This is a genomic window from Nocardioides immobilis, assembly GCF_003515065.1.
GTDB lineage: Bacteria > Actinomycetota > Actinomycetes > Propionibacteriales > Nocardioidaceae > Nocardioides > Nocardioides immobilis.
Map to the genome: position 1 here is coordinate 209334 of NZ_QXGH01000015.1, position 13801 is coordinate 223134.

Consider the following 13801-nt stretch of genomic DNA (forward strand, 5'->3'; position numbering starts at 1 on the left):
CGCCCATGGAGGAGCAGGCTCGGCTGAGGGTGATGGTCGTCGACGACCACCCGATGTGGCGCGACGCTGTGGCGAAGGACCTCGACGCCGCCGGCCTCAGCATCGTCGCCACCGCCGCCACCGGCACCGAGGCGATCAACCGGTTCCGCGCGACCCGGCCGCAGGTCGTTGTCCTCGACCTGCAGATCCCGCCGCCGAGCGGCGTCGAGGTGACAGCGACCGTGCTCCAGGAGGATCCGTCGGCGCGGGTGCTCATCCTGTCCGCCTCCGGTGAGCAGGACGACGTGCTGGAGGCGGTCAAGGCCGGTGCGACCGGCTACCTGGTCAAGTCCGCCTCGCGCGACGAGCTGATCGCCGCGGTCCGACGGGTGAGCGTCGGCGACAGCGTCTTCACCCCGGGCCTGGCGGGCCTGGTGCTCGGGGAGTTCCGCCGGATGGCGCTGGACCCGGGACCGGCGACGCCCCACGGCGAGCAGCTCACCGAGCGCGAGACCGAGGTGCTCAAGATGGTCGCCAAGGGCATGTCCTACAAGCAGATCGCCGACCGGCTGGTGCTCTCGCACCGCACCGTGCAGAACCACGTGCAGAACACCCTGCGCAAGCTCCAGCTCCACAACCGGGTCGAGCTGACCCGCTACGCGATCGAGCAGGGCCTGGACGACGATGACTGAGACGCTGCTCGAGATCGCCGACGAGCTGTACGCGCTCCCGCCGGGGGAGTTCACCGCCGCGCGGGACGCCCGGGCCAAGGAGCTCAAGGGCACCGACCTCGCGGCCCCGGTGAAAGCGCTGAAGAAGCCCGGCATCGCCGCCTGGGTCGTCAACCTGCTGGTCCGTCGCGAGGCGGGCCAGGTCGACCAGCTCCTCAACGTGGGTGCCGCGCTGCGGGAGGCGCAGGCCGCGATGTCCGCCGGCGAGCTGCGGACCCTCACCAAGCAGCGTCGCCAGGTCACCGCCGCCGTCACCCAGATGGCCCGGCAGCACGCGGCCGAGGCGGGTCACAAGGTCACCCAGGCGGTCGCCGACCAGGTGGAGGCGACGCTGACGGCCGCGATGGTCGATGCCGACTGCGGACGCGCGGTCCGGAGCGGCCTGCTCGTTGGTCCGCTGCAGACCACCGGCGTCGACCCGATCGGTGAGGCGGCGCTGGCCACGGCCCTCGCGGTGCCGGAGGCGCTCGGCTTCTCCGCGACGGCCCGGGAGGCGCCCGAGCCGGGCCCGCCGGACCTCCGGGTGGTCCCCGACCCGGACGCCGCCGACAAGGCACGCGCGGCGGCCGAGGAGCGGCGCGACCAGGCCGCGGCGTCGTACGACGAAGCCCACGGGGCGCACGCCGACGCCGTTGCCGACGTCGACCGGCTGTCCGCGCGATCGCTGCAGCTGCAGGCCGAGCTCGACGAGCTGCGGCGCCGGGTGGCCGACCTCGAGTCGGAGCTCGACGAGGTCGACGACGAGCTCGGTGACGCGGAGGACGTCCGCGACGAGGCGGCGGCCGCGCTCCGGACCGCGACCGCCGAGCGGGACGCCGCGCAGGCCGCACTCGACAAGATCAGGTAGCCACACCAGCCTCAAGCGTCACATCGCCCAGGCAAGACTGGCACTTATCGGCCAGTGCAATGCCCGATCAGTGCAGGAATCACCGGTGGACCGGGGATTCCTGCAGCGGCCGCTAGCCCCCCGCCCCCCGCACGATCGCCAGGATCCGCTCGTCGATCCAGGCGAGGTCGGGGGCGACGCGCATCTCGTAGTTCTCGGTGCCGACCCAGTCGCGGAAGTCGCGGTGGCCGGCGGCGGTCGCGAACGCCTCGAGCTCGGCCCGGAGCTCGTCGTCGACGGGGACCCGCTCCTCCTCGGTCGAGGCGGTGAGGTAGAGGTCGTTGAGGTCGAGCAGCCGGGCGAGCTCGTCGATCGGGGTCGGGTGGTCGTCGACCCGGAGGTCGACGGCGACGTCGTCGAGGCCGCCGTACCCTGCCGCCTCCTTGACCACCAGGAGTGCCGCCGACTGCCGCCCGCGCTTGTCGCCTCCCGCCGCGTCGCCAGCGGCGAGGGCCGCGAGCATCCGATCGGCCAGGGGGGCGTCGGGGTCGCTCCCCAGCCACGCCTCCTCCATCGCGTCGACGACCGCGGCGCCGGCGAGGCAATTGCCCTGGATCGCGTAGCCCTCGCCGGTCACCCCACCGGCCCAGTCGATGCACTCCTGGCCGGTGTGCGACGCAGCGCCGCCGTCGATGTCGACGATGCCGACCTGGCGGTGCTGGCGCTCGGTGTCCTCCTCCAGCAGTCGCTGGAGGGCGACCGGCGCGGTCGCGCCCTCGTCGAGGAGGGAGAGCGCGATCCCCTTGTAGGCCACGTTGGCATCGGCCTGGGTGGCGATGGCGCCCACGCCGGCCACCGCGGCCGGCACGGCCGCGCCGACAGCGAGGAACTTCGAGGCGACGGCGACTCCCCAGGACTCACCGTCAGCGGACCGGGCCACGATCGAGAAGGTCATACCGGAACGGTAGCGACCGGAGATCGCCGTCGCCGATGGGTGACCCGGATCGGGGTGCTTCGCTACGCTCGACCTGGTTGAACGATCCAATCCCCGGGCCTGGAGAAGGAGTGACGTGATGCGCGTCGGAGTGCTGACTGGCGGGGGCGACTGCCCCGGCCTGAACGCGGTGATCCGCGCCGTGGTGCGCAAGGGGGTGAAGCAGCACGGGTTCGACTTCGTCGGCTTCCGCGACGGCTGGAAGGGACCGCTCGAGGGCATCACCATGGAGCTGGGCATCGCCGAGTGCCGGGGGATCCTGCCGCGGGGCGGCACCATCCTCGGCTCCTCCCGAACCAACCCGTTCAAGGTCGACGACGGCGTGCAGCGGATCAAGGACAACCTCGCGACTGCCGGGGTCGACGCGCTGGTCGCGATCGGCGGCGAGGACACCCTCGGCGTCGCCACCAAGCTCGCCGACCTCGGGGTCAACGTCGTCGGCGTCCCGAAGACCATCGACAACGACCTCTCCGGCACCGACTTCACGTTCGGCTTCGACACCGCGGTCAACATCGCGACCGAGGCGATCGACCGGCTGCACACCACCGCCGAGTCGCACCACCGCGTGCTCGTCGTCGAGGTGATGGGACGCCACGCCGGGTGGATCGCCCTGCACTCCGGGATCGCCGGCGGCGCCAGCACCGTGCTGATCCCCGAGCAGCCGTTCGACATCGACGAGGTCTGCGCCCTGGTGCAGAAGCGGTTCGAGTCCAAGTTCGCCCCGATCCTGGTCGTGTCCGAGGGTGCGGTGCCGCGCGACGGCACCGGGATGACGCTGCAGAGCGGCGAGGTCGACGCGTTCGGGCACGTCCGCCTCGGCGGCATCGGCGACCGGCTCGCCAAGGAGATCGAGGACCGCACCGGGGCCGAGGCGCGCGCCGTCGTGCTCGGCCACGTCCAGCGTGGCGGCACGCCGACGGCGTTCGACCGGTGGCTGGCCACCCGGTTCGGGCTGCAGGCGATCGGTGCCGTCGCCGACGGCGACTTCGGGGTGATGGTCGCGCTGCGCGGCAAGGACATCATCCGGGTGCCGCTCATCGAGGGCACCGGCGAGCTCAAGCTCGTCAGCCCGGAGGAGTACGCCGAGGCGCAGGTCTTCTTCGGCTGACGGCTCCTTCCCTCAGCCGATCGGCTGATGACATCGGGCCCGCACGCGGTCCAGACTCGGCCTGTGTTCGCTTGGCGCGCTCCCCGTGCATTCGATGGCAGCCGGTTCCTCCCGGGCGGTGCGACGGTCCTGATCGAGGGGGCGCGGATCGTCGGCGTCGAACCAGGCGACTTCACCGTGCCCGCCGGGTGCGAGGTGACGTCGTACGACGGAACGCTCCTGCCCGGCCTGGTGGACGCGCACGTCCACCTGGTCTCCGACGGCCAACCGGGGTCACTCGAGCGGGTGGGATCGATGACGCTCGAGGAGATCGACGTCGAGATCGACAAGTCCCTGGCCGCGCAGGCCGCGGGCGGGGTGACGACGGTGCGCGACCTGGGAGATCGCGGCTACCGGACGCTCGGGACCCGCGACCGCCGTGCTCCGGGTCAGCCGCGGATCGTTGCAGCCGGGCCGCCGATCACCAGTCCGGACGGCCATTGCCACTTCCTCGGCAGCATCGCTGGAACGCCGGACGAGCTCAGAGCGGCCGTTGCGGAGCACCACGAGCGGGGCGTGGACGTGATCAAGGTGATGGCGAGCGGCGGGTTCCTGACCCCCGGCACCGACATGTTCGGTGCGCAGTACACCTCGAACGACATCCGGGTCATCGTCGACGCCGCGCACGCCGTCGGGCTGCAGGTGCTCGCGCACGCGCACTCGGTCGCCGGGATCGAGGCCGCGCTCGCGGGGGGCGTCGACGGGATCGAGCACTTCAGCGGGATCGCCGAGGGCGGCGCCGAGCTCAGCGACGACCTGCTCGACCGGGTCGCGGCGGCCGGGGTCGCCGTCGATCCGACGATGGGCTTCGACCCCGACATCATGGCGAACATGCCGCCGCCCCCGCCCCAGGTCACCGAGACGTTCGCGCGGCTGGGCCTCGACTTCGACCAGATGATGGCCCAGCGGTACGTCGACCTCGGCCGGATGCGCGCGCACGGGGTCCGGGTGGTGCCCGGCGTCGACTCCGGGGCGATGCCGGCCAAGCCGCACGGTGGCGCGTGGCGAGCCGTCACCGACATGGTGAAGAGCGGCTACCCGGTCGAGGAGGCACTGGCCGCCGGGACCTCGGGCGCCGCGGACGCGTGCGGCGTCGGTGACGTGACCGGCCGGCTGGCCGTGGGGTACGACGCCGACCTGCTGGTCGCCGAGGGAGACCTGGCCGCCGACCCGGCTGGTCTGGGCCGGCCACAGGCGGTCCTGGTCAGGGGACACCAGATCTGAGGCGCTCCGCCGCGGTCCTTCCCAAACAGGAATTCTTGCGGGAGGGTGACGTCCACGGAAGCGGACCTCACCCCATGGAGGGATCTCGGATGACTGCCTCGACCTCGAGGGACCACGCCCCGGCCGAAGGGCAGCGGCACGAGCTCAAGCGGGTGATGGGCCCCGGCCTGCTGCTGCTCTTCATCGTCGGCGACATCCTCGGCGCCGGCGTCTACGCCGTCACCGGTCGGCTGGCCGGCCAGGTGGGCGGCATCGCCTGGCTGCCGTTCCTCGTCGCGTTCGCGGTCGCCACCCTGACGGCGTACTCCTATCTCGAGCTGGTCACCAAGTTCCCCCAGGCGGCCGGTGCTGCGCTCTACGCCCACAAGGCCTTCGGCGTCCACTTCGTCACGTTCCTCGTGGCGTTCACGGTCGTGTGCTCGGGCATCACCAGCGCCTCCACCTCGTCCAACCTGCTGGCGAACAACCTGCTGCTCGGCCTGAACAACATCTGGGAGGACGTCCCGACCACCAGCGGGTGGGCGATGGCGATCGCGCTGGCGTTCATGATCCTGCTCGCGGCGATCAACCTCCGGGGCGTCGGGGAGAGCGTCAAGTTCAACATCGTGCTCACGCTGATCGAGATGGCGGCGCTCGCGATCGTCATCGTGATCGGCTTCGTGGTCATCAGCCGCGGCGACGGCGACTTCGACCGGGTCACCGTCTTCGAGAGCCCCGACGACAAGGGCCTGTTCCTGGCGGTCACCATCGCCACGACGATCGCGTTCTTCGCGATGGTGGGCTTCGAGGACTCCGTGAACATGGTCGAGGAGACGCGCGAGCCCGAGCGGATCTTCCCGCGCGTGATGCTCACCGGACTCGGCATCGCGGCGCTGATCTACATGCTGGTCGCGGTGTCCGTGGTCGTCGTCATCCCTCCGGGTGACATCGCAGCGCCGACGAACCCGGACGCCGGCATCCTCATCGACGTCGTCAAGCTCGGCGCTCCCGACCTGCCGATCGACGACTTCTTCCCGTTCATGACGGTGTTCGCGGTCGCCAACACCGCGCTGATCAACATGCTGATGGCCAGCAGGCTCATCTACGGCATGGCCCGCCAGCAGGTGCTGCCGCCCGCCCTCGGAACCGTCCTCGCCGGGCGCCGTACCCCGTGGGCGGCGATCGCGTTCACCACCGTGCTGGCGCTGGGCCTGATCGTCGCGGTCGTCAAGCTCAGCGACAAGACGATCGGCGACGCCGACAAGGGCACCGAGGTGTCGGTCGTCAGCGCTCTCTCCGGCACCACCGCACTGCTGCTGCTCGCGGTCTTCACGATCGTCAACATCGCCTGCCTCGTCCTGCGCAAGGACCCGGGGGACGGGAGCTCGTTCAAGGCCCCGATCGTGGTGCCGGTGCTGGGTGCCCTCTTCTGCGCCTACCTGCTCGGTCCGTGGGCGCGGCTGGAGGCAGACCAGGTGCAGTACGTCATCGCCGGGATCCTGCTCCTGGTCGGCATCGTGCTGTGGGGCATCACGCGGATCTTCTACAAGCCCGAGGGCGGTCATTTCGCCGACATCGAGCACATGGACATCGATCCCACGGACGACCCGAGGTAGCCCGACAAGGTCTGGTGGCACCCGCCGCGACGTGGGACTGTTGCGGCATGGACGTCCTGCGTCTGCAGTTCTCCGAGCTTCGGGTCCCGTTGAAGATGACCTTCCGGCACGCGTCGGCCGACCGCACGCACGGCGAGAGCCTGTGGGTCGAGGCGTCGCGCGGCGGTCTGCGCGGCTACGGCGAAGGCTGCCCGCGACCGTACGTGACGGGTGAGACGCGTGACTCCGTCCGCGCGTGGCTCGGGGCCCGCGCTGCGCAGATCACGGCCGAGTGCGGCTCCCTGGGCGACGTCCGGGCGTGGACGGTCGCGCACGAGGAGGAGATCGACGGCTCGCCATCGGCGTGGTGCGGCGTCGAGATGGCGCTGCTCGACCTGTTCGCGCAGGAGCTGGCGAACAGCGTCGAGGGCCTGCTCGGACTCAAGCCTCCGGGAGGGCCACATCGATACAGCGCGGTGCTCGGCAACGACGAGCGGTGGAAGACCCGGTTCCTCATCGACCAGTACTGCATCCTCGGCCTCACCGACTTCAAGGTGAAGCTTGGTGGGGACCTGGCCGTCGATCAGCAGAAGATCGCCGACATCGCCGAGCTGGCCGGGGTGCACGGCGTCGAAGGCTGGCGCGTCCGCGTCGATGCCAACAACCTCTGGGCGTATGAGCCCGGTGCCGCGCTCGGCTACCTGAAGGCCCTCGACGCCCCCCTGTTCGGCATCGAGGAGCCAGTGGCTCCGCGGGATGTCGAGACCCAAAGCGCGATCAGCGCCGAGCTCGGGGTGCCGATCATCCTCGACGAGAGCCTGTGCACCATGGCCGACCTCGAGCGGTACGACGACCTGCCCGGCTCCTACATCGCGAACCTGAAGGTGTCCCGCGTCGGTGGCGTACTCCGTGCGTTGCGCCTCGTGGACGCGATCAACGAGCGGGGCTGGCCGCTCATCGTCGGAGCCCACGTGGGGGAGACGTCGGTGCTCACGCGAGCGGCCATGCTGGTTGCCGCGCAGGCTGACGACCTGGCCGCTCAGGAGGGGGCGTTCGGCTCGCGCCTGATCGAGCGCGAACCAGTCACGCCCAGCCTGCGCTGGGGCCGTGGAGGCCGGCTCGACCTCAGCCGGCTGTACGCGGAGGTGACTCCCGAGGGTCTGCAGGTCACTCCGCCGGATGCCTGGGGGCGCGGATGGGGCACGACCGGCCGCGCACCGCACGCCTCGTGGCCGGAGCGGGAGAAGGTGGCGGTGCAGACGATGTCGGACGGGTACGACGTCCACTACCGGCTCTGGGGCCCCGAGCAGGGCGACGACGTCGTGGTCGTCCTTCACGGCGGGATGAGTCATTCGCTGTGGCAGCGTCCCCTCGCCGAGGCCATCTGCGCGCAGTCGGACTTCGCGGTCTTCGCGCCCGACCGCCGGGGGTGTGGGCTCAACCAGGGTCGGGGCGATCTCGGCAGTGCCGACCGCTGCATCGTCGACGTCGAGGAGAACCTCCGCTACCTGGCCGAGCGCTACCAGCGGGTGCACCTCGCCGGCTGGTGCCAGGGAGCGCAGTTCGCCGCCGTGGCTGCCCAGCACCTCCAGGACGAGGACTGGCTCGCCAGCCTGCTTCTCGTCACGCCGGGTTTGTTCTGGAACGCCCGCTTCCGCTCGGTCATGGACATGACCGAGCGGGTGGTGCAGCACATGCTGACCCACTTCGACCTCGGTCCCGACCGCGACGAGTCGTTCGTCCCCGTGCCGCTGCAGGCGACCGACTTCACGCTCGCGCCCGAGGGTCTGGACTTCATCGACGCCGACGACCTCAAGACGACTCAGCTCACGCTGAAATCTGTGGTGGTCATCGACGAGGTGCAGGAGCGGTCGTGGGAGGCCATTCTCGGTGTCCGGCTCCCGATATTCGCCGTCACGGCCACGGGCGACCGCATCGTCGACAACGAGAAGGTCCGCGCCTGGATCGCGCCGGTGCTGGCGCAGGCCCCGACGAGCCACCTCGTGGAGGTGGAGACCGGTCACGCCGTGCAGTTCGAACGTGCGGACGAGCTGGCGACGGAGATGGTCGCGTTCATCAGGTCGTGTAGGGCAACCGCCTAGCCAGCACCCGGGCAATGTTGCGCCACACCTGCGCCTGATCCGTCCCGTTCGACAGCCGCGTCAGCGCCGTCTGGCTCAGGAGCAGCACGCGCGTGTCGTCCCCAGCCGCGACGATGTCGACCGTCCGGGGCCGGTCGAGCACGACCGCGATCTCGCCGAACAGCTCGCCCTCGCCCAACATCCGCACCACACGCTCCCCGGCCTTGACCTCCACGACGCCGTCGAGCACGAAGCCGAGGAACCGCCCGCCATCGCCCGCAGCGATGACGACGTCGCCGTCGGAGCAGTCCACCTCGAGGGCATTGCGGAGGAGCTCGGCGCGTCCCTTGGGGGTGAGCCCTTCGGTGAGCCAGGCGTGGATGTCGGGGTCGCCCTGGTCCCCGGCCTCGCCCTCGTCGCGCTCGTAGAACGCGACGCCGGGGTCGATCCGACCCTCGCGCGCCTCCAGCTCGCGGTACCACCGCAGGCCCTCGGTCGGCATCGGCGCGTCGCGCGGCAGCTCACGCAGCAACGGCGTGCCGACGCGCTCCATGTGCTCCCGGTCGTGGTGCACGTGGACCATCGGGATCCGGAAGCCACCGAGCGAGCTCTGGTGCACCGAGCCCAACGGGCGGAAGCCGAGCCGTAGGTAATTGGCGTACAGGCCGGGCTCGCAGCTCTGGAGACTGATCAGCAATTCCCGTGCGAGTGAGTAGCGGTAGAGCTCGCGCATGATCACGTACGACGCGGGGGTGCTCCGGTGGGAGCGCAGCACGGCGAACCGGGTGAGGATCTGGGTACGGTCGAGGAGCTCCGGCGCCAGCTTGTCGATCTGGTACTCGTCACGGCTGGACCTGAGCGTGGCGATCTGGGGTGCCGGCGTCGATCGAACGCAGCCCACGATCCGGTCGTCCGCGGTGTCCCGCACCGCTACGAGAACGTCGTCGACGTCGACGTCGACGTCGACGAACGCCGCCGACTCCAGCACGCTGCGTCCCTTGACCCGCTTGAGCTCGAGTCGACGGACCTCGTCAAGCACCTTCAGGCACTCGTCCCGGTCCGCGGTGGACTCGACGACGAGGCCGACGTACCGTCCGCGCAACACGTCGATCTGATGCTTGAGCGAGCGCAACTTGCTCACGTCCGGCAGGTTAGCCCAGTCCGAACCGCAGCGACGCGTGATCACCAGGTGCCCATGGTGGGTCGCTGAGTCGGCGGTCTCGGGCGAGGCGCCGTACCCTTGAGTGGTGACGGAGATCCCCACCCTCGAGCAGTTGCACGCCCTCGGCGCCGCGCAGCAGCCGACGTACGACGACCCGGCCGCCGTGGCTGCCGCCGTCACGCGGTTGCGGACCATGCCGCCGCTGGTGTTTGCGGGCGAGTGCGACGAGCTCAAGGCGAAGGTCGCGGCCGCGAGCCGCGGCGAGGCGTTCATCCTCCAGGGTGGCGACTGCGCCGAGACGTTCGTCGACGCGACGGCCGACAACGTCCGCAACAAGCTGCGCGTGCTGCTCCAGATGGCGGTCGTCCTCACCTACGCCGCGTCGGTGCCGGTCGTGAAGGTGGGCCGGCTCGCCGGCCAGTACGCCAAGCCGCGCTCGTCGGACAAGGAGACGCGTGACGGGGTCACGCTGCCGGCCTACCGCGGCGACGCCGTCAACGGCTTCGAGTTCACGCCGGAGTCACGCCGCCCCGACCCGCAGCGGCTGCTCGACGTCTACCACGCGTCCGCGTCGACGCTGAACCTCGTGCGCGCGTTCACCACCGGCGGCTACGCCGACCTGCGCCAGGTCCACACCTGGAACTCCGAGTTCGTGCGCAACAGCCCGGTCGGCCAGCACTACGAGGCGATGGCCGCGGAGATCGACCGCGCCCTCACCTTCATGCAGGCGATCGGCGCCAACCCGGACGAGTTCCACCGGGTCGACTTCTACTCGTCCCACGAGGCGCTGCTGCTGGAGTACGAGCACGCCATGACGCGCACCGACTCGCGCACCGAGCTGCCCTACAACGTGTCCGCGCACATGGTCTGGATCGGTGAGCGCACCCGGCAGCTCGACGGCGCCCACGTGGAGTACTTCCGGCACATCCGCAACCCGATCGGCTGCAAGCTCGGCCCGACCGCGACCGCCGACGAGGCGCTCGATCTCGCCGCGAAGCTCAACCCCACCAACGAGCCGGGCCGGCTCACCTTCATCACCCGGTTCGGTGCCGGCAAGATCCGCGAGGGACTGCCGCACCTGGTCGAGAAGGTCACGGCCGAGGGCGTCGACGTCGCCTGGGTGTGCGACGCCATGCACGGCAACACCTTCGAGACCTCCAACGGCTACAAGACCCGCCGCTTCGAGGACGTCCTCGACGAGGTGCAGGGCTTCTTCGACGTGCACCGGGCGCTCGGCACGACCCCCGCGGGCATCCTGGTGGAGAACACCGGCGACGACGTCACCGAGATCATCGGTGGCGGCGAGGAGCTGGACGAGCTGGGCCTCGCGCACCGGTACGAGTCGGTCGTCGACCCCCGGCTCAACCGGGTGCAGTCGCTGGAGATGGCGTTCCTCGTAGCGGAGATGCTGCGGCGGACCTGACCGCGGTCCTAGGGTGGCGAGATGCGCATCCGATCGCTCCTCGCGCCAGCCGGTCTCGGCGCTGCCGCGCTCCTCGCCGCTCTCGCCACCGCTCCGTCGGCCGTCGGCGGCGGATCGACCATCACCGTCGGTCCCGGTAACAGCTACACGCCGGCCAACACGACGGTCGCCCAGGGCACGACGGTGACCTGGACGTTCCAGGGCACCCACACGACGACGTCGAACCAGGGCTTCTGGAACAGCCGGCAGCAGTCGTCCGGCAGCTTCCCCAAGACGCTGCCGTCGGCGGGGAGGTTCCCCTACCACTGCACGATCCACGCGGGCATGAACGGCAGCATCGTCGTACCGCTCAGGGTGACCGGCGGGTCCGCCGGTAGCGGCTTGACGCTGCGGTGGTCGGCGTCCTCGGCGGGGAGTGGCCGGGCGTTCGACGTCCAGTTCCGGCGCCAGGGCACGACGACGTGGAGCCCGTTCCGCACCAACGCGACCTCCGCGACCGGGCTCTTCAATCCGTCGGGGTCCGGGACCTACCAGCTGCGGGCGCGGACCTCGAACACCAACGCCGGCAAGGAGTCCGGCTGGTCGCCGGTCATCTCCAAGCAGATCTCGTGATCGATCTCCGGTCCGACACGGTCACCCGGCCGGGCGAGTCGATGCGCGCCGCGATGGCGCGCGCCGAGGTCGGCGACGACGTCTACGGCGAGGATCCGACCGTACGGCGGCTCGAGGAGCGGGTCGCGGAGCTGCTCGGCCACGAGGCGGCGCTCTTCACGCCGACCGGGTCGATGGCCAACGTGCTCGCGGTCGGGCTCGTGGTCGCTCCCGGACAGGAGGTGCTGTGCGAGTCGCGGGCCCACATCGCGCGGGCCGAGCTCGGCGCGCACGGCGCGGTTTCCGGCGTGACCATGCGCACCTGGTCACACCCGCGGGGCCAGATCGACCTGCCCGTCATCGAGGACCTCTTCGCGCCGGACCTCGGGCCGTTCTTCGTCCGGACCGCGGCGATCTCTGTGGAGAACACCCACAACTTCGCCGGGGGAGCGGTGCTCCCGATCGCGGACCTGCAGGCACTGCGGGCGTTCGCCTACGCGCAGGACGCCGCCGTCCACCTCGACGGTGCCCGGGTGTGGAACGCCCACGTCGCCACCGGCGTCCCCTTCGAGGAGTACGGCGCCGCGGCCGACGTCGTGGGCGTGTGCCTGTCGAAGGGACTGGGTGCTCCGGCCGGATCCCTGGTGGTCGGGTCCGCAGCGCTGATGGCCGAGGCCCGGGTGCGGCGCAAGCGGCTCGGAGGAGGGATGCGCCAGGTCGGCGTGCTCGCTGCCGCCGGGCTGTACGCCCTCGACCACCACATCGAGCGCCTCGCCGACGACCATGCCCACGCCCGGCTGCTCGCCGCGGCCTGCGGTGTCGACCCCGCGACCGTCGACACCAACATCGTCGCCTTCGACCGGCCCGACGCTGCCGCCTTCGTCGCCGCCGCCCGGGAGGGGGCGTGCTGGCCGGCGCCGTCGGAGCCCGCACGGTGCGCCTGGTCACGCACCTTGATGTGAGCCGGGCCGATGCTGAGCTGGCAGCGAAGGTGCTGGCGGGGCTCTGAGCTTGGCGGGCGGAGGGACCAAGGGTGGTCGCGGTGGGACCTGCGGCGTACGGCGACGCCGGGTGTTGAGGTGCGAGGTGCCGCCCGCTGGTCGAGGGGCGAAGCCCACCTTTCGTCCACAGGCCAGGAAGGAGGGTTTCGCCTGTCCACAACGGGGTTCCGAGCGTTTCGATGTGTCGGGGGTCAGGTGTTGAATGTTCAGTATGGATCTCGGGACCGCACCCCTCTTCGACCTCTCCGCCCCGGTGGAGGACGAGGCCGTCGAGCCCGCTCCGGTCTCGCGTTCGCGGGAGCTGTTGGCCGGCATCCGGGACAACCGCGCAGTCCTGATCGACTGCCAGATCAGCGAGGTCCGTCGGATCGCCGAGTGGGCGGGCGAGCATGTCGTGGCCGATACGGGCGACGCTTCGACGATCACCGAGCGGGGTCTGGACACCGGGCTTCCGGTCGCCGGCCCCGGTGCCCCGCTGATCGGCGACTTCGCGGTGATGGAGCTCTCCGCCCTGTTGGGCCGGTCGTTGGACTCCGGGCGTGCGTATGTGGGTCAGGTGGTGGAGCTGGCCTACCGGCTCCCGAAGACCTGGGCGCGGGTGCTGGAGGGGCGGGTGCCGGTGTGGAAGGCACTGCGGTTCGCGGAGTCCACCCGCACCCTGCCCGCCGATGCTGCGGGGTTCGTGGACCGGCAGCTCGCGCCCATCGCGCACGGGGTCTCCTGGGCGCAGATCGACCGGCTGGTCGAGGAGGCCCTGGTCAGGTACGACCCGGCCGCGGCCGAGGAGAAGCGGCAGCAGGCCCAGGAGACCCGGCGGGTCGACATCGACCTCGACCAGAGCTTGTCAAGATTTCTGTGTAAGTGATCGATCCCTTGTTGTTGATTTCGCTTACAGGTAGGGGTTGATGCGGTCGGGGTAGGCGATCGCGAGCTGGCCGAGTGCCTGCTTCCAGTTGGTCACGACCTGGCCCTCGACCAGGCGGGGCTTGGCCTTGCGCTGCGCGGCGGGCTTCCCGCGTTCCTTGGCCCGCTCGCGGGCTCGTTTGTCCTCGATGTTGCAGATCGCCA

Annotated in this window: 12 protein-coding genes and 1 pseudogene; 10 read left to right on the forward strand and 3 right to left on the reverse strand. The window is 70.7% G+C overall.

All coding sequences use genetic code 11. The features are described from left to right. Nucleotides 1-5 precede the first annotated feature (5 nt). Together D0Z08_RS12370 and D0Z08_RS12375 are read left to right on the forward strand one after the other, a co-directional pair. On the forward strand, nucleotides 6-671 hold the full coding sequence (locus D0Z08_RS12370; protein WP_118925534.1) for a response regulator: 666 nt from the start codon (nucleotides 6-8) through the stop codon (nucleotides 669-671). Next, nucleotides 664-1557: a hypothetical protein gene (locus D0Z08_RS12375; RefSeq protein ID WP_118925535.1), complete on the forward strand. Its 894-nt coding sequence runs from the start codon at nucleotides 664-666 to the stop codon at nucleotides 1555-1557. The genes D0Z08_RS12370 and D0Z08_RS12375 overlap by 8 nt, the downstream gene beginning before the upstream one ends. A 112-nt stretch (nucleotides 1558-1669) precedes the next feature. Here D0Z08_RS12375 and D0Z08_RS12380 read toward each other — a convergent pair whose 3' ends face one another. Next, entirely contained in the window at nucleotides 1670-2491 is an 822-nt protein-coding gene (locus tag D0Z08_RS12380) for a DUF1028 domain-containing protein (protein ID WP_118925536.1), read from the reverse strand. Nucleotides 2492-2609: 118 nt separating this feature from the next. Here D0Z08_RS12380 and D0Z08_RS12385 point away from each other — a divergent pair, with 118 nt between their 5' ends. From D0Z08_RS12385 to D0Z08_RS12400, 4 genes are all read left to right on the forward strand, one after another. Further along, entirely contained in the window at nucleotides 2610-3638 is a 1029-nt protein-coding gene (locus tag D0Z08_RS12385) for a 6-phosphofructokinase (protein WP_118925537.1), read from the forward strand. A gap of 63 nt (nucleotides 3639-3701) precedes the next feature. Further along, nucleotides 3702-4901, forward strand: coding sequence for an amidohydrolase family protein (locus tag D0Z08_RS12390; protein ID WP_182481279.1), 1200 nt, complete (start codon nucleotides 3702-3704; stop codon nucleotides 4899-4901). An 89-nt stretch (nucleotides 4902-4990) separates the two neighbouring features. After that, nucleotides 4991-6496 (forward strand): APC family permease, encoded by a 1506-nt coding sequence (locus tag D0Z08_RS12395; RefSeq protein ID WP_118925539.1) that lies wholly within the window; start codon nucleotides 4991-4993, stop codon nucleotides 6494-6496. A gap of 47 nt (nucleotides 6497-6543) precedes the next feature. Beyond that, nucleotides 6544-8577, forward strand: coding sequence for an alpha/beta fold hydrolase (locus tag D0Z08_RS12400; RefSeq protein ID WP_118925540.1), 2034 nt, complete (start codon nucleotides 6544-6546; stop codon nucleotides 8575-8577). Here D0Z08_RS12400 and D0Z08_RS12405 read toward each other — a convergent pair. Continuing rightward, on the reverse strand, nucleotides 8552-9697 hold the full coding sequence (locus tag D0Z08_RS12405) for a Crp/Fnr family transcriptional regulator (protein ID WP_147381417.1): 1146 nt from the start codon (nucleotides 9695-9697) through the stop codon (nucleotides 8552-8554). The two genes, D0Z08_RS12400 and D0Z08_RS12405, sit on opposite strands and share 26 nt — an antisense overlap. Nucleotides 9698-9800: 103 nt before the next feature. Here D0Z08_RS12405 and D0Z08_RS12410 point away from each other — a divergent pair, with 103 nt between their 5' ends. The 4 genes from D0Z08_RS12410 (at nucleotide 9801) to D0Z08_RS12425 (ending at nucleotide 13598) form a co-directional block, all read left to right on the forward strand. After that, nucleotides 9801-11141: a class II 3-deoxy-7-phosphoheptulonate synthase gene (locus tag D0Z08_RS12410; protein ID WP_220454155.1), complete on the forward strand. Its 1341-nt coding sequence runs from the start codon at nucleotides 9801-9803 to the stop codon at nucleotides 11139-11141. A gap of 21 nt (nucleotides 11142-11162) precedes the next feature. Further along, entirely contained in the window at nucleotides 11163-11753 is a 591-nt protein-coding gene (locus D0Z08_RS12415) for a cupredoxin domain-containing protein (RefSeq protein ID WP_118925542.1), read from the forward strand. After that, nucleotides 11750-12694, forward strand: a complete 945-nt coding sequence (locus tag D0Z08_RS12420; RefSeq protein WP_245993907.1) for a threonine aldolase family protein — start codon at nucleotides 11750-11752, stop codon at nucleotides 12692-12694. The genes D0Z08_RS12415 and D0Z08_RS12420 overlap by 4 nt, the downstream gene beginning before the upstream one ends. Before the next feature lie 250 nt (nucleotides 12695-12944). Further along, nucleotides 12945-13598 (forward strand): hypothetical protein, encoded by a 654-nt coding sequence (locus tag D0Z08_RS12425; RefSeq protein ID WP_118925543.1) that lies wholly within the window; start codon nucleotides 12945-12947, stop codon nucleotides 13596-13598. 24 nt (nucleotides 13599-13622) lie between these two features. Here D0Z08_RS12425 and D0Z08_RS12430 read toward each other — a convergent pair. Then, a pseudogene (locus D0Z08_RS12430) lies at nucleotides 13623-13801 on the reverse strand (IS256 family transposase); the annotation flags it as partial.